Origin of the sequence: Pseudomonas quasicaspiana, assembly GCF_021147825.1 — a bacterium.
GTDB classification, from domain to species: Bacteria; Pseudomonadota; Gammaproteobacteria; order Pseudomonadales; family Pseudomonadaceae; genus Aquipseudomonas; species Aquipseudomonas quasicaspiana.
Genome location: NZ_JAGTPI010000033.1, coordinates 1 through 21,073, shown reverse-complemented (window position 1 = coordinate 21,073; position 21,073 = coordinate 1). Strand labels below are relative to the sequence as shown.

Below are 21,073 nucleotides of genomic sequence, written 5' to 3'. Positions count from 1 at the left end.
TCTGGCAGACCGCGGTGCCCTTATCGCGGGCAAGCCCGGCTCCCACATGACAGCGACCAGCCATGGTTCTGTGTGCGCTCCTCAAGTTTTCCACAGGCTGGTTTCCTACAGTCGGAGCGGAGTTATCCACAGATCGCCAGCGTCCTGTGCCGACAGTCGTGTCCGCCTCAACGGATTAACCTCTCTCCCGGCTGAATATTCAGCTACTGGATTTGGCGATCTGGTTGGGAACCAATACATTGACTATTAAGTGTGGGCAGATCTTGCCCAAGCTTTATGGCTGTTGTGTGCGGGAGATCTTAGGGTCTGCCGGAATGGTTCTCCCCCGGTTCGCCAACCTGCACACAGCCGCCACCTATTCGTTTGGCGATGTCTAGGCGGTGGAGTCATTTATTCTAGAGAACTTCTACCTGATGGATAAACACACTCAGCCACCCCACATCCCCATGCTCTTCATCCGCCAGAAAAAACACATGCACGCCATCTGCCTTGAAGGCCAGGTCTGGTTCTGCGCGCGCGACCTTGGTTATCTGATGGGGATTTTTCTGGATGAGCACCGCGCTCGCAAACTGGCACCCGATCAACGCAAAACCGTTTTGCTGGAGCGCTACGGGGTCACTCAGGACACGTTGATGATCAGCGAGTCAGGGGCCTACATGTTATTGCTCTATCAGCACGGGGCTCAAAACGGGCCGTTGCGCGAATGGCTTGAGCATCATGTGGTGCAGGCCTTGCGCGACAGGCATGAAGTCCCGACAGCGCAACGCCCGGTGCTGGGGTTGATGCATTGGCCAGAGATGACCCTGAGTCTGCTGAACTGGCAGAACGAATCGTGGATTCGCGTGCGGGACATGCCAGAGATCTTGCTGGAGCGTTCACGGCAGAACGCCGGAAAGACTGCTTCGTGGTGGCGACGGTTGTTGGCGTAAGCCATACAGTTGGCGCCGCGCACTGTATCTTGCGACACATCTGCCTCCTGCTTAAAGTGTCGCGCACTTAAGTGAGGAAACATCCAGATGGAATTCAACAACGGCTTCCTGCTCAGCCTCTCGCTGTGCCTGGAAATTGGCCTGGCCAATATGGCGATGATCAATATCGCCATGCAGCGCGGTTTCGCTCAGGGTGTCTGGCTGGGGCTTGGCACCTGTGTTGGCGATTTGATTTATGCCGTGCTGGCAATGATGGGCATGGCAGTGTTGTTGCAATTCGAGGCGGTGCGCTGGGTGCTGTGGATTGGTGGCTCGCTGGTGCTCTGTTTCCTGAGCGTGAAAATGCTGCTCAGTGCTTTCAAGACCGACGGGACGATGCAGCAGAGCGGTGAGCAGTGGGGCAAGACCAATCTGGCGTTGTTCTCCAAGGGCGTCATGCTGGCGATGTCTTCGCCCAGCGCCATCCTGTGGTTTGCTGCTGTAGGCGGCGCGATCATTGCGCGTCAGGGGCATGACGTGGCGAGCGCGGGTCTGTTCCTGTCAGGCTTTTTTGCGGCGGGTCTGCTGTGGACGATTTCACTGTGCGCGGTGGCCTGGCAAGGCGGTCGGCTCATCGGCGAGAAGCTGATGAAGTACACCTACATTGCGTCGGCGCTGATCTTTGCTTACTTCGCAGTGTATGTCGTGGTGAGTGGGTATGTGGAGTTTGTCGGGGCCCCGGTTGGTCTCTAGGGGCCAACATGCACTCCCCTTGAATTGAAATGCAGCTGCCCCGGTGTTGATGGCACCGCGCTGTCTCGCGGCAAACATAGGGCCTGTAGGAGCTGCCGAAGGCTGCGATCGCGGTGTATCAGGACAAATGCTTCGCAGCCTTCGGCAGCTCCTACAGAAAATGCATTTCAATCCAGTGGTTTGCATGGTGCTCGTGCGCTCCTACAGTTCTATGTTTGCAGCGCGAAAGCATGGTGTCAGCAAAACTGACCTTCAACAAAAAACGCCCCGAAGGGCGTTTTTGTTTATCACTTAACCATCAACGAAACCGGTCAACCTCGGTGCGCAAATCAGCGGCCAGGGTGTTCAGTTCTTCTGCGGTGATAGCCAGGTGCGAGACAACTTCACGTTGTTCGCTGTTGGCCAGCGCGATGCTTTGCAGGTTGCTGCTCAACAAGGTAGCGGTGCTGCTTTGTTCCTGGGTAGCGGTGGTGATCGCGGCGAATTGCTGACCGGCCGAGCGACTTTGCTCGTCGATCTGCTCCAGCGCGGCAGCCACTTTGGCGTTACGTGCCAGGCCTTCCTGCATCTGGGCATTGCCCTGTTGCATGGTGGAGATGGCGTTGCCGGTCTCTTGCTGGATGCTGGTGATCATCCCGGAGATTTCGTTGGTCGCATCCCGCGTACGGGTTGCCAGGCTACGCACTTCGTCAGCCACCACGGCGAAACCACGACCTTGTTCGCCAGCCCGTGCTGCTTCGATGGCCGCGTTGAGGGCCAGCAGGTTGGTCTGGTCGGCAATCGAGGTAATCACACCGACGATGCTGCCGATTTCCTGAGAGCGTTGCCCCAGGGTATTAATGACCGATGCAGTGCTGTTGATAGAGGCAGCAATCTGCTCCAGGGACGACGAGGCTTCCTGCATCGAGGCGCGACCGATACGGGTCTGCTGAGCGTTTTCCTGAGCCAGACGTTCGGTGTTGCCCATGTTGTCGGCGATGTTCAGTGACGTGGCACTGAATTCTTCAACCGCGCCCGCCATGCTGACGATTTCACCCGATTGCTGTTCCATGCCGCGATAAGCACCGCCGGACAGACCGGACAGCTCATGGGCGCGGCTGCTGACTTGTTGAGCGGCCGTGCGGATGTGAGAAACCATGGTCGACAGGGCTTCGCCCATCTTGTTGAAGCTGGTTGCCAGTTGGCCAATTTCGTCATGGCTGCTGATGTTCAGGCGCACGCTCAAATCACCGGCACCCAGTGCTTCGGCCTGACGCACCAGCTCAGACAGCGGACGCAGTTTGCTGCGCAGCAGCCAGATGGCGGAGCCCACGGCAATCAACATCGCCAACAGGCTGCCGATGGCCAGTTGCGTACCGACGTTCCAGGTCACGGCGCTGATTTCGTCCTTGGGCATGTTTGCCAGAACGGTCCATGGCCCACCGCTGAAGGGTTGGGCAACGCTGTAGAAGTCCTCGCTGGTGTCGCTCCAGTACTGGCCTTTACCCGGCTGTTTGCCTAAATCAGCAACCGCTTTGGCCGCTTGATCAAGTGCCTGCACGCCTGCAGGCGGTACCAGCCAGCGGTTTTGATCGTCGAGCAGGGCCAGAGAGCCGGTTTTGCCGATGCGGAAGTTTTTCAGGTTTTCGAACTGGGTTTTCTCTGCGTCGGTGTAATCGAAGCCGACGAACAACACCGCAATGACTTTGCCGGAGCTGTCTTTCACGGGGGTGTATTGCGTCATGTAGGAGCGCTCGAACAGCACGGCTTTACCGACGTAGCCCTGACCTGACATCAAGCGGTCGTATGCAGGGTGCTTGCGGTCGAGCATTGTGCCGATGGCTCTGCTGCCATCCTGCTTGGTTAGCGAGGTGCTGATGCGGATGAACTCGTCGCCGCTGCGCACGAAGACCGTGGCCACGCCTTCAGTCAGTTGACGGAACTCGTCAACTTCCTTGAAGTTGTTGTTCAGCGCGTGGTCTCCCAGGATCAGGCTGGGTGTCTGTGTCCCGGCGACTGTAACCGGTTGGTCCGCCTGAACGGTAAGGCCACTGGCGAAACGCTTTTCAAACAACCCGCTCAGACGCTGGGTGCTGACCCGCAGTGTGCTGTGAAACGTGTTGAGCTGGTCGGCCAGCAAGCGGGCCTCACTCGACATGTGCTCTTCACGAATGACGAGGTTGGCGGAGTCCAGCGAGCGCAGCGCGAAGACAGTACTGCCGGAGATGACAACTGCCAGAATAACGGCCAGAGCAATACCGAGTTGCGAAGCAATTCGTGCACGAGGCTTGGACATGACGGCTCCTGGCCGAACGGAGGGTCTTGAGTGACCTCTAATAGCCGTTCAGCTGAATGTAATTAAGTGAAGGTAGCCTTGGTTGTACAGAATTTGTACAAAGGGGCGTCGATTCTAACATCGGCCCGGGACTTCAATACTTGAGTATCGTTCCCGGAATTAGCCGACTAGTTTACGGCATGTGTCGCAATGCCACTATCCCTTGAGGATTTGCACCTCAGGTAATTCCATGGCGTTGACCTCGCTTTGCAGGAAATCTCCCAACCGGCGCAGGCGTTCGCTGCCGGGTCGGGTTCTGGGCCAGACCAGGTAATAATCTTCGCCGCTATAAACAGCGGTACGCCACGGCAGACTCAAACGATTCTGGGCAACATCTTCGGCGACCATGAGCAGGTCCCCCATGGAGACGCCATAACCCCGGGCGGCGGCAATCATGCCCAGTTCCAGTGTGTCGAACACTTGTCCGCCTTTAAGTGAAACCTGTTCTGATAAGCCCGTGCGCTCAAGCCAACTGCGCCAGTCCCTGCGGTCTGGCGTCGGGTGCAGCAATTCTGCGCTGGCCAGGCGTTGGATATCCCAAGGCTGATCGTCGACCAGATTCGGCGCTCCGACGGGAATCAGCAATTCCGGGAACAAGCGTATTGCCTCCCACTCAGCGGGGAGATGGCCACGACTGAGCAGCACGGCGCAGTCGAACGGCTCGTGACTGAAGTCCACCACATCTATTTCCATCCACGCACTGGTCAACTGCACTTCGTTGCCTGCCTGCAGGTGGCGAAAGCGACTGAGCCGCGCCAATAGCCAGCGCATGGTCAGGGTCGGCGGCGCTTTCATACGCAAGATCCCTTCATCGACGGAGAGCGTGTTGCAGGCGCGTTCCAGTGAAGAGAAGCCATCGCGCACGCCGGGCAACAAGGTCCGCGCGGCTTCGGTCAGCTGGATGTTACGACCGATGCGCTGAAACAGTCGGCAGGCAAAGTGTTCTTCAAGGGTACGAATGTGCCGACTGACAGCACTTTGGGTGATCGACAGTTCTTCGGCTGCCCGCGTGAATGAGCTGTGCCTCGCCGCCGCTTCAAATGCGCGCAATGCATAAAGAGGAGGAAGACTGCGAGGCATTCAGAACGCTCCTACCGCGGGGGATGGCGATTTTAGCTAAAAAACTAACAGATGAGTTTTACTCATGCTAACGATCTTTATTATCCCTTTGTGCTCGTCCCCTTAAGTACCGAGAATGGGCGGCTCATAACTGCCCCCTGAAATCGAGCGTCGCGCCATGCAACAACCTGCCATCAAAGAACTCTGGATCATCCTGCGCCTTGCCGGGCCGCTGATCGCTTCACAGATGGCGCACATGGTCATGGTTTTCACCGACACGGTGATGATGGGCCACATTGGCCCGGAAGCCTTGGCGGGCGGCGGTTTGGGCGCGGCCACTTACAACTTTATTTCGTTCTTCTGTGTTGGGGTCATGGCCGCTGTCGGTACGCTGGTCGCCATCCGTCATGGTGCAGGAGACAGCAAAGGCGCCGCGCAACTGGTTCAGGCCGGTGTCTGGCTGGCGTGGGGCATGGCATTGATCGCCATGCTGATCCTGTGGAACCTCGAGCCAATCCTCTTGCACTTCGGCCAGACCGAATCCAACGTGCATATGGCCGGTCAATTTTTGATCACCTTGCCGCTGGCGTTACCCGGCTTGCTGACGTTCATGGCCTTGCGCGGTTTTACCAGTGCGTTGGGGCGTGCAGGCCCGGTCATGGCAATCAGCGTGGGTGGCGCGATTGCCAATTTCGTCCTCAACTACGCCCTTATCCATCAGATGTTCGGGCTGCCCAATCTGGGCCTGATGGGTATTGGCCTGGTTACTGCGGTGGTCACCAATGGTATGGCGTTGATTCTCGCCCTGCATATCCGTCGCCATCCGGTCTACGCGGCCTACCCGATCCGCGAAGGTTTCTGGCAGCTGTCGCGCAGTCATCTCAAAGAGCTGTGGAAGCTGGGCTTGCCCATTGGCGGGACCTACGCGGTTGAGGTTGGTCTGTTTACTTTTGCGGCGTTTTGCATGGGTGCGATGGGCAGTGCGCAAATGGCGGCGCACCAGATCGCCCTGCAGTCGGTGTCGATGGCGTTCATGATTCCGGTGGGGATTTCCTACGCAGTGACCATGCGCATTGGTCTGCACTATGGCGCGGGCAATCTGCTGCTGGCTCGCACTGCCGGGCGTGCGGGGATTATCTTTGGCTCATTGGTCATGCTGATGTTCGGCATGCTGTTCTGGCTGGCGCCGCATCTGGTGATCGGGCTATTCCTTGATATCAAGGATCCGAAATTCGCCGAGATTGTAGAACTGACGGTCAAGTTGCTGGCGATTGCCGCCTGGTTTGAAATTCTGGACGGTGCGCAAACCATCGCCATGGGCGCGATCCGTGGCTTCAAGGATGCCCGCACCACCTTCCTTATCGGGCTTGCCAGTTACTGGCTAGTGGCGGCCCCGGCGGCGTGGATATTTGGTTTCTACACCAACCACGGTGCCGAGGGCGTCTGGTGGGGGCTGGCGTTGGGGCTGCTGTGCTCAGCGATTGCGCTGACCTTTGCCTTCGAAAGAAAGACCTCGCGGTTATTGCGCCGGGAAGCTGCGGCGGTGCCGGTGATGGGGTGAGGATGTTTGATGTTGTCTGCTACCGCTGTAATGGACCAAACAGACAACACTTAAAACTCTAAACTCACACGGAACCTGTGGGACCGAATTCATTCGGGAAGGCGGTATATCAAGCGCTACACAAGGTGCGGATGTACCGGCCCCTTCGCGAATGAATTCGCTCCCACCGGGAACAGACATAGCATCTGCCACAGAAGACGCGTCCGCAGGCAGATCAAAGGCTTTCGTGAGAGCGCCTGGTCCAAATCAGGGGCGCTACATCAAACCTGTGGGACCGAATTCATTCGGGAAGGCGGTATCTCAAGCGATACACAAGGTACGGATGTACCGGCCCCTTCGCGAATGAATTCGCTCCCACCGGGAACAGACATAGCATCTGCCACAGAAGACGCGTCCGCAGGTAGATCAAAGGCTTTCCAGGCACCCCGTAAGAGCGCCTGGCTCAAATCACGGGTGCTACATCAACCCTGTGGGACCGAATTCATTCGGGAAGGCGGTATTTCAGGCGATACACAAGGTGCGGATGTGCCGGCCCCTTCGCGAATGAATTCGCCCACCGGGAACAGACATAGCATCTGCTACAGAAGACGCGTCCGCAGGTACATCAAGGCTTTCCAGGCACCCCGTGAGGGCGTCTGGCTCAAATCCCGGGTGCTACATCAAACCTGTGGGACCGAACTCATTCGGGAAGGCGGTATTTCAGGCGATACACAAGGTGCGGATGTACCGGCCCCTTCGCGAATGAATTCGCTCCCACCGGGAACAGACATAGTATCTGCCACAGAAGAAGTGTCCGCAGGCAGATCAAAGGATTTCGTGAGAGCGCCTGGTCCAAATCACGGGCGCTACATCAAACCTGTGGGACCGAATTCATTCGGGAAGGCGGTATCTCAAGCGATACACAAGGTACGGATGTACCGGCCCCTTCGCGAATGAATTCGCTCCCACCGGTATGTGCGCTTGCAGTCCAATCCGGTGACAGGTAGCCCGGAAATCAAACCCGGCTCAACGCCTCTGGCGCTTGCTTGTCCCGCTTCAGGTACTTGATCAACTCCGGCAGCGGCAGCGGTTTGCTGATCAGGTAGCCCTGAACCTGATCACAGCCAAAACCGCGTAACAGCGCCAGCTGCTGAGCGGTTTCGACACCTTCGGCCACCACTTCAAGGCTCAGGTTGTGAGCCAGGTTGATCATGGCGTGGACCAGCTTGCGATTTTCTTCGCGCTGTTCCATCTCGCCGACGAAGCTTTTATCGATCTTCAGCAGCGCGATTGGCAGGTTGTTGAGGTGCACGAACGACGAAAACCCTGTGCCGAAATCATCCAGTGAGAAGCGGACCCCCAGGCGTCCAAGCGCATCCATGGTTTGTTTGACCAGATCGCTGCGGCGCATAACGGCAGTTTCAGTCAGTTCGAATTCCAGCCATTGCGCATCAATGCCCCGCTCGGCAATCAATCGGCCTAATGTCGTCAGCAGCTGGTTGTCCTGAAACTGGCGGAATGACAGGTTAATCGCCATGTGCAGTTGCGGCAGACCATTTTCCAGCAACCCCTGCATATCGCGCAGAGCCCGGGATATCACCCAATAGCCCAATGGCACGATCAGCCCGCTTTGTTCCGCCAGCGGCACGAACTCGCTGGGTGGCAGCAAGCCTCGCTCCAGGTGTCGCCAGCGGACCAGCGCTTCGAGGCCGACGATGCGGCCGCTGGTCAGGCAGAGCCGCGGTTGGTAGTGCAACTCCAGCTCATCGCGTCGCAACGCGCGGCGCAACTCGCCTTCCAGATCGGCGAGGCTACGGGCGTTGCGATTGAGCCGGTCGTTGAAGATATGAAAGGTGCAGCCCTGAATGCCTTTGGCTTGCTGCATCGCGATATGTGCATGCCACATCAGCGGATCAGCGCCTGCTTCTGCGCGGGAATGAGCGATCCCCAGGCTGCAGCCGATGAGCAGACTTTCGCCGTCAACCCAGTAAGGCTCGGACAAGGCTTCGGTGATGCGTTCGGCCATCCACTCGGCGCGCTCCGGTGCGCGGCGGGTATCGATCAGCAGTGCAAATTCATCGCTGCCCAGTCGGGCAATCTGGTCGCCGACTTCCATCTGGCTTTTGAGTCGCGCCACTACCTGCAAAATCAGGCGGTCCCCGGCTTGATGGCCCAGTGCATCGTTGGCGCGGCGGAAGTTATCCAGGTCCAGATGGCCCAGCGCCAGGCCACGACCGTCGTTGTCCAGCAGGCGCGCTGCCAGCAGGGTCTGGAAACCCTGGCGGTTGGCGATGCCGGTCAGTGTGTCTTGCTCGGCCAGGCGTTGCAGGGTGTTTTCCAGCAGCGCGCGCTCGCCCACGTGGCGCAGGCAGTTGCGCAGTGCTGCGGGCGTCATTTCGCTGCGAATCAACCAGTCACTGGCGCCAAGCGGCGCGATCAGTGGCTCTTCTTCAAGCAGCATGACCACCGGCAGGTTGCAGCGGCCGGGCGGAGGCTGGAGCTCTGGAGTGGTCAGTAATACCGTATGGTGGTCATCAACCAGTGCGGCGTTAATATCGTTCCAGTGCGAAAAGAACAACGGATTTGCCTGATTCTGCTCTTGCGTGAGGCAACTGCGAAGCAATACCAGCCATTCCGGCTCGTGGGCCAGCACTAACAACCGCAAGGGTTGGACAGGCGTAGGCAAGCTAGCTCCCTAGACTCGAAAAGAGACAAACAGAAGGCCCGGAATAAGGGGCAAAACAGAGCGTTAGTTCAGCATTCGGATAAGCAAATGTAACAAAACCAAAAAAATTAGATAGCAGCGGGCGATATAAGACCTCACTCATTGGCAGACGGTCGCTGCACAATCGCCATAGCCTGCTAAAATGCCCGCCCATTTCGTTAGTGACTCTTTTTTTCATGTCCCGACTCAATCCTCGGCAACAAGAAGCCGTGAACTACGTCGGCGGCCCTCTTTTGGTGCTCGCCGGTGCAGGCTCCGGCAAGACCAGCGTGATCACTCGCAAGATCGCCCACCTGATCCAGAATTGCGGGATCCGCGCCCAGTACATCGTCGCCATGACCTTTACCAACAAGGCCGCCCGGGAGATGAAGGAGCGGGTGGGTACCCTGCTGCGCGCTGGCGAAGGTCGCGGCTTGACCGTATCGACGTTTCACAACCTGGGGCTGAACGTCATCCGCAAGGAACACGCACGGCTGGGGTACAAGCCGGGCTTCTCGATCTTCGACGAGACCGACGTTAAAGCCCTGATGACCGACATCATGCAGAAGGAATACTCGGGCGACGACGGCGTCGACGAGATCAAGAACATGATCGGCTCCTGGAAAAACGACCTGATCCTGCCTGCGCAAGCGCTGGAAGAAGCCCGCAACCCCAAGGAACAGACCGCTGCCATCGTTTACACCCACTATCAGCGCACGCTCAAGGCGTACAACGCAGTGGACTTCGACGATCTGATTCTGTTGCCGGTAAAGCTGTTTCAGGAACATGCCGACATTCTGGAGAAGTGGCAGAACAAGGTCCGCTATCTGTTGGTGGACGAATATCAGGACACCAACGCCAGCCAGTATCTGCTGGTGAAGCTGCTGATCGGCGTGCGCAATCAGTTCACCGTGGTAGGCGACGACGACCAGTCGATCTATGCCTGGCGCGGGGCGCGTCCGGAAAACCTGATGTTGCTCAAGGAAGACTACCCGTCGCTGAAGGTGGTCATGCTGGAGCAGAACTACCGCTCGACCAGCCGTATCTTGCGCTGCGCCAACGTGCTCATTTCCAACAACCCTCACGAGTTCGAAAAACAGCTGTGGAGTGAGATGGGGCACGGCGATGAAATTCGTGTGATTCGTTGCCGCAACGAAGACGCCGAGGCCGAGCGCGTGGCTGTTGAAATCCTCAGCCTGCACTTGCGTACTGATCGGCCTTACAGCGATTTTGCGATCCTCTATCGCGGTAACTATCAGGCCAAGCTGATCGAGTTGAAGTTGCAGCATCACCAGGTGCCGTATCGCCTGTCCGGCGGTAACAGCTTCTTCGGACGTCAGGAAGTTAAAGACCTGATGGCCTACTTCCGCTTGCTGGTTAACCCGGATGACGACAACGCCTTCCTGCGGGTGATCAACGTGCCGCGCCGGGAAATCGGCTCCACTACCCTGGAAAAGCTCGGCAATTACGCCACCGAGCGAAAAATCTCGATGTACGCCGCCACCGACGAAATTGGCCTGGGCGAGCATCTGGACAGCCGTTACACCGACCGCTTGCAGCGCTTCAAGCGCTGGATGGACGGCGTACGTCAGCAGTGCGCGCAGAACGATCCGATTGCCGCGCTGCGCAGCATGGTCATGGACATCGATTACGAGAACTGGCTGCGCCAGAACAGCTCCAGCGACAAGGCTGCCGACTACCGCATGGGCAACGTCTGGTTCTTGATCGAGGCGTTGAAAAACACCCTCGAGAAAGACGAAGAAGGTGAAATGACCATCGAAGAAGCCATCGGCAAGCTGGTCTTGCGTGACATGCTCGAGCGTCAGCAGGAAGAAGAGGACGGCGCGGAAGGCGTGCAGATGATGACTCTGCATGCTTCCAAAGGCCTGGAGTTTCCGTACGTGTTCATCATGGGCATGGAAGAGGAAATTCTCCCTCACCGCTCCAGTATCGAAGCCGATACCATCGAGGAAGAGCGCCGTCTGGCTTACGTGGGCATCACCCGTGCGCGTCAGACCCTGGCGTTTACCTTTGCTGCCAAGCGCAAGCAGTACGGTGAGATCATCGACTGCTCGCCAAGCCGCTTCCTTGATGAACTGCCGCCCGACGACCTGGCCTGGGAAGGCAATGACGACACCCCGACCGAAGTGAAGGCAGTGCGCGGTAATACCGCATTGGCGGACATCCGCGCGATGTTGAAAAAGTAATTTTTACTATTGATTGCGCAGATTCGCGCACCCGAGGAAGCAACGTGGAAGCATTGCATCAGAAGATTCGCGCAGAAGGCATCGTACTTTCCGATCAGGTATTGAAAGTCGACGCTTTTCTCAATCATCAGATCGACCCGGTGCTGATGCAGCAGATTGGCGACGAGTTTGCGGCGCTGTTCGCGGATTCGGGCGTGACCAAGATCGTTACCATTGAGGCCTCAGGTATTGCGCCTGCGGTGATGACCGGTTTGAAACTGGGTGTGCCGGTAATTTTCGCCCGCAAGCATCAGTCGCTGACCCTGACCGAAAACCTGCTGCTGGCCACGGTGTATTCGTTCACCAAACAGACCGAAAGCACGGTAGCGATCTCGCCTCGTCATCTCAACAGCAGCGATAACGTGCTGATCATTGATGACTTTCTGGCTAACGGAAAAGCGTCTCAGGCGCTGATTTCCATCATCAAGCAAGCAGGCGCAACGGTCGCCGGGCTGGGCATCGTGATCGAAAAGTCCTTCCAGGGCGGCCGCGCCGAACTGGACGCACAGGGCTATCGTGTCGAGTCCCTGGCGCGGGTTAAATCCCTGGCGGATGGGGTTGTAACGTTTGTTAATGAGTAGCACGTATTTCTGTAGGAGCGCGCTTGCCCGCGATGGCGTCCTGCCAGATATTAAGGTATCGACTGCCATGCCGAATCGCGGGCAAGCGCGCTCCTACAGTGGGTAGAACTACATCAACCCGCACTCCACCATCGACAGCGGGTCACCGTCGCCGATGATCAGGTGATCCAGCACCTTTACGTCGATCAGCCACAACGCATCGCGCAGGCGTTTGGTCAGGTCGATATCGGCCTGGCTGGCGTCGGTGACGCCCGAGGGGTGGTTATGGCAGAGGATCAGGCTGGCTGAGTTATGGGCCAGGGCGCGCTTGACCACTTGCCGAGGATGCACGTGGGCGCTGTTGATCGAACCGTGGAACAGGATTTCGAAAGTCTGAACCCGATGCTTGTTGTCCAGAAACAGGCAGCCAAACACCTCATGGGGTTCATGGCGTAACAGCGCCTTGAGGTAGTTGCGCACCTGCTCCGGGCTTTCCAGAGCAGAGTCGCGCCTCAGGCTTTCCGCCATGTGTCGGCGAGCCATTTCCATGACGGCCTGCAACTGCGCGAATTTGGCAGGCCCAAGCCCCAGATGTGAGCTGAACATGGTCAGGTCAGCATCCAGTAACGGTCGCAGCCCACCGAATTGATTCAACAGGTATCGGGCGAGGTCTACAGCGCTTTTTCCGGCCACACCGGTACGCAGGAAAATAGCCAGCAGCTCTGCGTCGGACAGGCTCGCCGAACCCAGCTCCAGTAGCCGCTCACGCGGGCGTTCGGCCTCAGGCCAGTTGCGAATACTCATACCACCTCCATGTGTGTGGGGACCGCTGTTCCAGCACGGTCGCTGTGCTATCTTAGCCCATCTTTTTTGCGCGGCGATCGGCCTGGGAAACGCCCATCGCCGCCGCGTACCACTCGACTAAAAGGCAGGCCTATGCAGCGGCTGTATCGGAAACGCATCGTTCTTGGCGTTGGCGGCGGTATCGCGGCCTACAAGAGCGCAGAACTGGTGAGACGCTTGCGTGACCAGGGTGCTGAAGTGCGTGTCGTCATGACCCGAGGTGGTGCCGAGTTCATCACTCCGCTGACCATGCAGGCCCTTTCCGGGCATCCGGTTCATCTGGATTTGCTAGACCCGGCCGCAGAAGCGGCGATGGGGCATATCGAGCTGGCCAAATGGGCCGATCTGATCCTGATTGCACCCGGCACCGCAGACCTTATTGCGCGTTTGGCACAAGGTATTGCCAACGATTTGCTGACCACGATTGTTCTGGCCACCGACGCCATTGTGGCCGTTGCCCCGGCGATGAATCAGGCCATGTGGCGCGACGCTTCCGTGCAGGCCAACATCCGCTTGCTGGAAGAACGTGATTTCCGCATATTCGGCCCTGCTTCCGGCAGTCAGGCCTGTGGCGATGTTGGCTTCGGGCGCATGCTTGAACCCAATGATCTGGCCCAGTCCGCCGCCGATTGCTTCCAGCGTCTGTCTTTGACCGGCAAGCACGTGCTGATTACGGCCGGTCCGACCCAGGAAAACATCGACCCGGTGCGTTACATCACCAATCACAGCTCCGGCAAAATGGGTTTTGCCCTGGCCGAGGCCGCGATCGAGGCTGGCGCACGCGTCACGCTGATCACCGGCCCGGTTAACCTGCCGACGCCTGATCGTGTGTCGCGCATCGACGTCGTCAGCGCCCGGGACATGCTGGCCGCCTGTGAGGCTGCGATCCCCTGCGATCTGTTCATCGCTTCCGCAGCGGTCGCGGATTACCGACCTGAGGTGGTTGCCCCGCACAAACTCAAGAAGGATCCGTCTACGGGTGACGGCCTGTTGCTGCAGATGGTCCGTAACCCGGACATCCTGGCGACTATCGCTACCCGCCCGGATCGCCCGTTCAGTGTTGGCTTTGCCGCTGAAACTGAACACTTGCTCGACTATGCTGCACGCAAGCTCAAGGACAAGAACCTTGATCTGATCGTCGCCAACGATGTTGCCAACCCCAGCATCGGCTTCAACAGCGAAGAGAATGCTTGCAGCGTGATCGACCGCGCGCTGCATGCAACGATTTTTGCCCAGACCAGCAAGGGCAAGATTGCCCGCCAGCTGATCACTTTTATCGCCGAACGAATGAACCAGGTTTAATTACGAATGCACGCCCTACAAGCCAAGATCCTCGACCCTCGCATTGGCAGCGAATTTCCTTTGCCGGCCTATGCCACTGTTGGCTCCGCCGGGCTCGACCTGCGCGCCATGCTCAAAGAGGACACTGTCCTGGAACCAGGCCAGACACTGTTGATCCCGACCGGCCTGTCGATCTATATCGGTGATCCAGGGTTGGCGGCATTGATTCTGCCGCGCTCCGGTCTTGGTCACAAACACGGTATTGTTTTGGGTAACCTGGTGGGTCTGATCGACTCCGATTACCAGGGCGAACTGATGGTCTCCTGCTGGAATCGGGGACAGACCGCTTTCAATATTTCTATAGGCGAGCGCATTGCCCAACTGGTGCTGGTACCGGTGGTGCAAGCGCATTTCGAACTGGTTGAAGAGTTCGATGAAAGCCAACGTGGTGCTGGCGGTTTCGGTCACTCAGGCAGCCACTGACCTTTGAGCCGATGACTGGATGCCGGGCAGCCTGGGGCTGTTGCGGCATCGAGTGAGTGACTGTCCAGCTTCAGGATGAATGACCGGGGAGCGTTCAGGTGCAAGGCAGCCAACAGCATGCAACATCCGATACCCAGCCTCCGGCGCCAGCTCTGGCTGTGCTGGTTCCGGGCATTTTTCCTGCGCTGATCGCGCTGATCATTGCCAGCGCTCTGGTCTATCTCGCCCTGACCAGCAATCCTCAGGGGCGTCAGCACCTTGAGCAAGCCTGGGGTGGTAGTCAGGCTTCGGCAATGGGGCGGGCTCTCAAGCAAATCGTTGCCGAGACTCAGGCCGCGGCCCGGGATCCTGCACTCCTTCAGGCTTTGCAAAGCGCTAACCCTGCTCTCATCGACGAAGCGCAAAACCGGCTGCGCTTTCGCGATGGCGTACTGGGCGCCCGTCTCAACCCACCAGGTATGTCTGAAGTGGGCAGCCAGGGTGCGTTGCCTGTCAGTTTCTCCACGCTGGACATGCTCAACAAAGTGAGTCGCGGCGAGGAGCCTGTGCCTGAGGCTCGCGCAGTTGGCGAGCGCTGGATGATCTACAGCGCCGCGCCGCTGCGTTCTGACCCGTCTGCACCGGTCAGCGGCACGCTATTGCTGGCCTTTGATCCGCAACGATTGCTCGATGCGCTTCCCGTCATGCCTGAATCGACGGGCAAGATTCGTTTGATTCAGCAGTTTGGTAATGGTCCAGAGCAGGTTTTGCTGCAGCGCGGCGAAGCGGATGGCGCCAAACCACAACGGCTGGAAACGGGCTATGCAAACTGGAAGCTGGAGTTCACGCCCGGCCCGGCGCTGGACTCCTCACCTCCCTGGCTATTGCTGACGCTGGCGGCACTCGTCGCTCTAGCCGGTGTTTTGCTGGGGCTTTACCTCAATGAAAGGGCTCTGCAACGGGCCATTTGCGCCGACGTCCGACAACTTGATCAGCTGCTTCAAGAACTCTCTCGCGGAAAAGCCGTCAAACCCTTCGGTTTGGGCCTGCCTGTCCTCAATGGGCTGGCTAGACGTCTTGCCTGTTTTTCACCTTCCCTTCAACAACCGGTAACGGAAATCGTTGATAAGAAGGATGGATCAGGCTCGGCTCCTGGCTCCAAGATGACCGACTTAAAGACACGCAGTGCTTCAGCATCGGCTTCACACGTCGCCACTGGTGACGACTGGACCGATCCGCTGTTTCAAGATACCGACATTCTCGATATCGACATCCTCGACGAAAACCAGGACTTCCTGAGATCGGAGCACCCCCCAGTTATGAGCAGTCCAGCATCTGTGGCACCAAAATTTCCTGACGATATCTTCCGCGCCTATGACATCCGCGGCATCGTGGGTGACACCCTCAGCGCCGAAACGGCGTATTGGATTGGTCGCGCCATTGGCTCCGAAAGCCTGGCCCAGAACGAGCCCAACGTCAGCGTTGGCCGCGATGGACGTCTTTCCGGCCCCGAGTTGGTCCAGCAACTGATTCAAGGTCTGCACGACAGCGGTTGTCACGTCAGTGATGTTGGCCTGGTGCCAACACCTGCCTTGTACTACGCGGCCAACGTGTTGGCGGGCAAGACCGGTGTGATGCTGACCGGCAGCCACAACCCCAAGGATTACAACGGTTTCAAAATCGTTATCGCTGGCGACACCCTGGCCAACGAGCAGATCCAGGCGCTGCACGAGCGCATCAAGACGGGCAATCTGACTTCGGCCAAAGGCAGCATCACTAAAGTCGACATCCTTGATCGCTACTTCAAGCAGATCAAAGAAGACATCGTCATGGCCCGCAAGATGAAAGTGGTCGTGGACTGCGGCAACGGCGCTGCCGGTGTCATCGCCCCGCAACTCATCGAGGCGCTGGGCTGCGAAGTGATTTCGCTGTTTGCTGAAGTGGACGGCAACTTCCCGAACCATCACCCGGATCCGGGCAAGCTGGAAAACCTTCAGGACCTGATCGCGAAGGTTAAAGAAACCGGCGCTGATCTGGGCCTGGCTTTCGACGGCGACGGCGACCGTGTGGGCGTTGTCACCAACAAAGGCAACGTGGTCTACCCAGACCGTCTGCTGATGCTGTTCGCGCTGGACGTGCTCAAGCGCAATCCGGGTGCCGACATCATTTTCGACGTCAAATGCACCCGTCGTCTGACACCTTTGATTCAGCAGCATGGCGGTCGCCCGGTAATGTGGAAGACCGGTCATTCGTTGATCAAGAAAGAAATGAAGAAAAGCGGCGCGCTGCTCGCAGGCGAAATGAGCGGCCACATCTTCTTCAAAGAGCGTTGGTTCGGTTTTGACGACGGCATCTACAGCGCTGCGCGCCTGCTGGAGATCCTCAGTCAGGAGTCGCAATCGGCTGAAGATCTGTTCGAGACCTTCCCGAACGACATTTCGACGCCTGAAATCAACATCAAAGTGACTGACACCACCAAGTTCAGCATCATAGAAGCTCTGGAGAAAGATGCTCAGTGGGGCGATGCCAAGCTGACCACCATTGACGGCGTACGAGTGGACTATCCGAAGGGCTGGGGTCTGGTGCGCGCTTCCAACACAACACCGGTACTGGTGCTGCGTTTTGAAGCCGAAACCGAAGCCGAGCTGCAACGTATCAAGGATGTGTTCCACGCCGAACTGAAAAAGGTTGCGCCGGACCTTCAACTTCCGTTCTGATTGTTTTTTCCTTTGACTGGAGCCTTGAATGACCCTCGAACGTGATTCCGCCGCCAACATCGCCAAAGTATTGTCCGAAGCGCTCCCCTACATTCGCCGCTTTGTGGGCAAGACGCTGGTGATCAAGTACGGCGGTAACGCCATGGAGAGCGACGAGCTGAAAACCGGCTTTGCGCGCGACATCGTGTTGATGAAGGCTGTTGGCATCAACCCGGTGGTGGTTCACGGCGGGGGGCCTCAGATCGGCGATCTGCTCAAGCGGTTGTCGATCGAGAGTCACTTCATCGATGGTATGCGTGTCACTGATGCGGAAACCATGGATGTGGTGGAAATGGTTCTCGGCGGCCAGGTCAACAAGGACATCGTCAATCTGATCAACCGTCATGGCGGCAGCGCCATCGGCCTGACCGGTAAAGACGCCGAGCTGATTCGCGCCAAGCGTCTGACCGTTACACGTCAGACGCCGGAAATGACCAAGCCTGAAATCATCGATATCGGCCACGTCGGCGAAGTAGTCGGTATCAACACCGACTTGCTGAACATGCTGGTAAAAGGCGATTTCATCCCGGTCATCGCGCCCATCGGCGTGGGCGCAGACGGCGAGTCTTACAACATCAACGCCGATCTGGTGGCAGGCAAAGTCGCTGAAGCCCTCAAGGCTGAAAAGCTGATGCTGCTGACCAACATTGCCGGCCTGATGGACAAGCAAGGCCAGGTACTGACCGGCTTGACCACCGAGCAAGTCAACGGCCTGATCGCCGATGGCACGATCTACGGCGGCATGCTGCCGAAGATCAAATGCGCGCTGGAAGCGGTGCAAGGCGGCGTGACCACCTCGCACATCATTGACGGTCGTGTACCAAATGCCGTGCTGCTGGAAATCTTCACCGACACCGGTGTAGGTACCCTTATCAGTAATCGCAAACGTCACTGATCACGCTTGATGCTTCATGAAAGCCCTGCCGGTTTCCGGCGGGGTTTTTTTATGGCTGTTGTTGCTGGCGGTCGGACAACATGCAAACTACTGGATTGAAATGCATTTTCTGTAGGAGCTGCCGAAGGCTGCGAAGCATTTCTGCTGATACATCGCGATCGCAGCCTTCGGCAGCTCCTACAGGCCCATGTTTGCCGAGACAGCGGGGTGCTATCGACACTTGGGCATCTCTCAATGAATACATCCACTACTTCAGCTTATTGAGTGTGAGCTGGAAACTCAGGGCGCTGTCAGTCGCTGAATCCGGGCGCGATCTTGTGTAAACGCTGCCTCGGCCTGGGCGCGAGCTTGTTGATAGCGCTGTATATTCAGGTCGAGGTCATGTTGCTGGTCGCGGAGATCGCCCATCTGGTCAATCAGTGATTGAGGCACCGGTTTGCCGGCCCGCTCCAGATCCGCCGCCTGCCCCTGTAACGAAGTCTGCTGCGTGTCCAGGCCTTTGAGATTGCCTTGCGCCAGGGCAATCAAGGCATCCAGTTCGGAAAGTTTGCGGGCCTTGGCGCGATCGACATCTTCGACATTGCTGTAAAGATTGAGCAATTGCGCGTCTGCGCTTGCCTGGGCCTTTTTCGCCTGGGCCTGATGGACCTCATCGGCGGTTGGCGGGGGCGGCACCACCTGCACGACGCGGCCTTGGGCATTGAGGACCTCATAACCCTTGGCAACGTACTCGGGTGGTACACCCTGACGATCCAGCACCGTCACGCCGCGGCTATCAACATAGCGATAGAGCAACGGCTGCGGGGCGTCAGCAGCCTGGATCGCTGCAAACGGACTGATTACAAGGGACAGCAGCAAGCAAACCAAGCGTGGCTTAGTCATTCAAACATCCTTGATATCTCAATCCGAATGGCGACGGACATGACGCTCCTAGATCCCGAACTGCGCCCGATACGCCTCAACAGCAGGCAGGTGCTGTTTGAGTTGCGGATCGTCGGCCAGGAACTCCAGCACCTGATTCAGCGAGACGATGCTGACGACCGGGATCCCGAAATCGCGTTCCACTTCCTGAATGGCCGACAGCTCGCCATTGCCGCGCTCCTGACGGTTGAGTGCAATCAGCACGCCCGCCGCAGTCGCTTCCTGGCCTTTGATGATCTGCATGACTTCGCGAATTGCGGTGCCTGCGGTGATCACGTCGTCGATGATCAGCACATTGCCGGTCAGTGGTGCGCCGACCAGACTGCCGCCTTCACCGTGATCCTTGGCCTCTTTGCGGTTGAAGCACCAAGGCAAATCGCGCCCGTGATGTTCAGCCAAAGCCACGGCTGTTGTGGCTGCCAGAGGAATCCCCTTATAGGCTGGGCCAAACAGTACGTCGAAGGAAATACCACTCTCGACCACCGCTGCGGCGTAGAAACGACCCAGCTGTGCAAGGGCCGAACCGCTGTTGAACAGGCCCGCATTAAAGAAGTACGGACTGGTGCGACCGGACTTGAGAGTGAACTCACCGAACCGCAAAACCCCACGGTCGATGGCAAAACGAATGAAATCGCGTTGATACGCTTGCATGAAAAAAGCCCCGAATACCACGGATTTAGCTAATTAGGTAGAGCTCGGGTATCATACACGCACGTGATTTTTGGGGCCATTTATGCGGATCATCAGTGTGAACGTAAATGGCATTCAGGCGGCAGTCGAGCGCGGTTTGCTCAGTTGGCTGCAGGCTCAGAATGCCGACGTCATCTGCCTTCAGGACACCCGCGCATCCGCCTTCGAACTGGACGACCCAGCTTATCAGCTGGATGGCTATTTCCTTTACGCGTGCGAAGCTGAAGTTCCGGCCCAAGGTGGCGTGGCGCTTTACTCGCGGCTGCAACCGAAGGCGGTAATCAGCGGCCTTGGCTTTGAAACAGCCGACCGCTACGGGCGTTACCTGCAAGCAGATTTCGACAAAGTCAGTATTGCCACCTTGCTGCTTCCTTCGGGAATGAACGGCGACGAAGACTTGAATCAGAAATTCAAGCTCATGGACGATTTCGGCAAATATCTGGATAAACAGCGGCGCAAGCGTCGTGAGTACATCTATTGCGGCTCGTTGTACGTGGCGCAGCAGAAGCTCGACATCAAGAACTGGCGTGACAGCCAGCAATCTCCTGGCTTCCTCGCGCCCGAGCGTGCCTGGATGGACGAGATTGTCGGCACCATGGGTTATGTTGATGCCCTGCGTGAAGTCAGCCGTGAAGGCGATCAGTACAGCTGGTGGCCGGATAGCGAACAGGCAGAGATGCTCAATCTCGGCTGGCGCTTCGACTATCAGTTGCTGACACCGGGCCTGCGACGCTTCGTGCGTAGCGCGCGTCTGCCACGTCAGCCACGCTTCTCGCAGCACGCACCGCTGGTAGTGGATTACGACTGGACGCTAACGATCTAGTATCCACCACCCACAAAAAAGCCGACTTCGTGTCGGCTTTTTCGTTTGGGTCGGGACCCGCAATCCCGGTGGGAGCGAATTCATTCGCGAAGACGTCGGTACATCCACTGCATGTGCATCGTCGGAAACATCGCCTTCCCGAATGAATTCGGTCCCACAGGGTGGGCGCGAGGCCTATTTGGTCAGCCGCGATGTAAGCGGATACTGTTACATCCATCGCCCACAAAAAAGCCGACTTGGTGTCGGCTTTTTCGTTTGGGTCGGGACCCGCAATCCCGGTGGGAGCGAATTCATTCGCGAAGACGTCGGTACATCCAC

General features: G+C 57.8%; 16 protein-coding genes. 10 read left to right on the top strand and 6 right to left on the bottom strand.

Translation table 11 applies throughout. From position 1 onward, the window contains the following. Window positions 1–413 precede the first annotated feature (413 nt). Window positions 414–929 (top strand): BRO family protein, encoded by a 516-nt coding sequence (locus KDX30_RS18330; RefSeq protein WP_122396645.1) that lies wholly within the window; start codon window positions 414–416, stop codon window positions 927–929. 87 nt (window positions 930–1,016) lie between these two features. Continuing rightward, window positions 1,017–1,661: a LysE family translocator gene (locus KDX30_RS18325; RefSeq protein ID WP_099270282.1), complete on the top strand. Its 645-nt coding sequence runs from the start codon at window positions 1,017–1,019 to the stop codon at window positions 1,659–1,661. A gap of 298 nt (window positions 1,662–1,959) precedes the next feature. On the opposite strand, the gene KDX30_RS29970 is transcribed toward KDX30_RS18325, so the two are convergent. Beyond that, complete coding sequence (locus tag KDX30_RS29970) at window positions 1,960–3,936, bottom strand: methyl-accepting chemotaxis protein (protein ID WP_231677139.1); 1,977 nt, start codon at window positions 3,934–3,936, stop codon at window positions 1,960–1,962. Window positions 3,937–4,131: 195 nt separating this feature from the next. After that, a complete protein-coding gene (locus KDX30_RS18315) occupies window positions 4,132–5,055 on the bottom strand; it encodes a LysR substrate-binding domain-containing protein (protein WP_095093248.1) in 924 nt (307 codons plus the stop codon). Between the two features lie 157 nt (window positions 5,056–5,212). Between KDX30_RS18315 and KDX30_RS18310 the strand changes: the two genes are divergently transcribed. Further along, window positions 5,213–6,595: a NorM family multidrug efflux MATE transporter gene (locus KDX30_RS18310; protein WP_122396643.1), complete on the top strand. Its 1,383-nt coding sequence runs from the start codon at window positions 5,213–5,215 to the stop codon at window positions 6,593–6,595. A 994-nt stretch (window positions 6,596–7,589) separates the two neighbouring features. On the opposite strand, the gene KDX30_RS18305 is transcribed toward KDX30_RS18310, so the two are convergent. After that, the gene (locus tag KDX30_RS18305) at window positions 7,590–9,260 is read right to left on the bottom strand and encodes a putative bifunctional diguanylate cyclase/phosphodiesterase (RefSeq protein ID WP_231677138.1); all 1,671 of its coding nucleotides are present in this window, start codon (window positions 9,258–9,260) and stop codon (window positions 7,590–7,592) included. A 215-nt stretch (window positions 9,261–9,475) separates the two neighbouring features. Here KDX30_RS18305 and rep point away from each other — a divergent pair, with 215 nt between their 5' ends. Continuing rightward, window positions 9,476–11,485, top strand: a complete 2,010-nt coding sequence (rep, locus tag KDX30_RS18300; protein WP_231677137.1) for a DNA helicase Rep — start codon at window positions 9,476–9,478, stop codon at window positions 11,483–11,485. 44 nt (window positions 11,486–11,529) lie between these two features. Next, window positions 11,530–12,105, top strand: coding sequence for a xanthine phosphoribosyltransferase (locus KDX30_RS18295; protein WP_122806907.1), 576 nt, complete (start codon window positions 11,530–11,532; stop codon window positions 12,103–12,105). Between the two features lie 108 nt (window positions 12,106–12,213). Here the strand turns inward: KDX30_RS18295 and radC are convergent, their stop codons facing one another. Then, window positions 12,214–12,888, bottom strand: coding sequence for a RadC family protein (radC, locus tag KDX30_RS18290; protein ID WP_122396640.1), 675 nt, complete (start codon window positions 12,886–12,888; stop codon window positions 12,214–12,216). A 132-nt stretch (window positions 12,889–13,020) separates the two neighbouring features. Between radC and coaBC the strand changes: the two genes are divergently transcribed. The 4 genes from coaBC to argB all read left to right on the top strand — a co-directional run bounded on the left by coaBC (window position 13,021) and on the right by argB (window position 18,321). Continuing rightward, the gene (gene coaBC / locus KDX30_RS18285) at window positions 13,021–14,229 is read left to right on the top strand and encodes a bifunctional phosphopantothenoylcysteine decarboxylase/phosphopantothenate--cysteine ligase CoaBC (protein ID WP_231677136.1); all 1,209 of its coding nucleotides are present in this window, start codon (window positions 13,021–13,023) and stop codon (window positions 14,227–14,229) included. Between the two features lie 6 nt (window positions 14,230–14,235). Next, the gene (gene dut, locus KDX30_RS18280) at window positions 14,236–14,691 is read left to right on the top strand and encodes a dUTP diphosphatase (RefSeq protein WP_095093254.1); all 456 of its coding nucleotides are present in this window, start codon (window positions 14,236–14,238) and stop codon (window positions 14,689–14,691) included. 98 nt (window positions 14,692–14,789) lie between these two features. Beyond that, complete coding sequence (locus KDX30_RS29585; RefSeq protein ID WP_319946090.1) at window positions 14,790–17,387, top strand: phosphomannomutase/phosphoglucomutase; 2,598 nt, start codon at window positions 14,790–14,792, stop codon at window positions 17,385–17,387. Between the two features lie 28 nt (window positions 17,388–17,415). Beyond that, window positions 17,416–18,321 (top strand): acetylglutamate kinase, encoded by a 906-nt coding sequence (gene argB, locus KDX30_RS18270; RefSeq protein WP_027899861.1) that lies wholly within the window; start codon window positions 17,416–17,418, stop codon window positions 18,319–18,321. Window positions 18,322–18,600: 279 nt separating this feature from the next. On the opposite strand, the gene KDX30_RS18265 is transcribed toward argB, so the two are convergent. Next, window positions 18,601–19,203, bottom strand: coding sequence for a hypothetical protein (locus KDX30_RS18265; RefSeq protein ID WP_027899862.1), 603 nt, complete (start codon window positions 19,201–19,203; stop codon window positions 18,601–18,603). Between the two features lie 48 nt (window positions 19,204–19,251). Beyond that, the gene (pyrE, locus tag KDX30_RS18260) at window positions 19,252–19,893 is read right to left on the bottom strand and encodes an orotate phosphoribosyltransferase (protein WP_099270291.1); all 642 of its coding nucleotides are present in this window, start codon (window positions 19,891–19,893) and stop codon (window positions 19,252–19,254) included. Between the two features lie 82 nt (window positions 19,894–19,975). Between pyrE and KDX30_RS18255 the strand changes: the two genes are divergently transcribed. Further along, window positions 19,976–20,755, top strand: a complete 780-nt coding sequence (locus tag KDX30_RS18255) for an exodeoxyribonuclease III (protein ID WP_027899864.1) — start codon at window positions 19,976–19,978, stop codon at window positions 20,753–20,755. The last annotated feature ends 318 nt before the right edge of the window (window positions 20,756–21,073 follow it).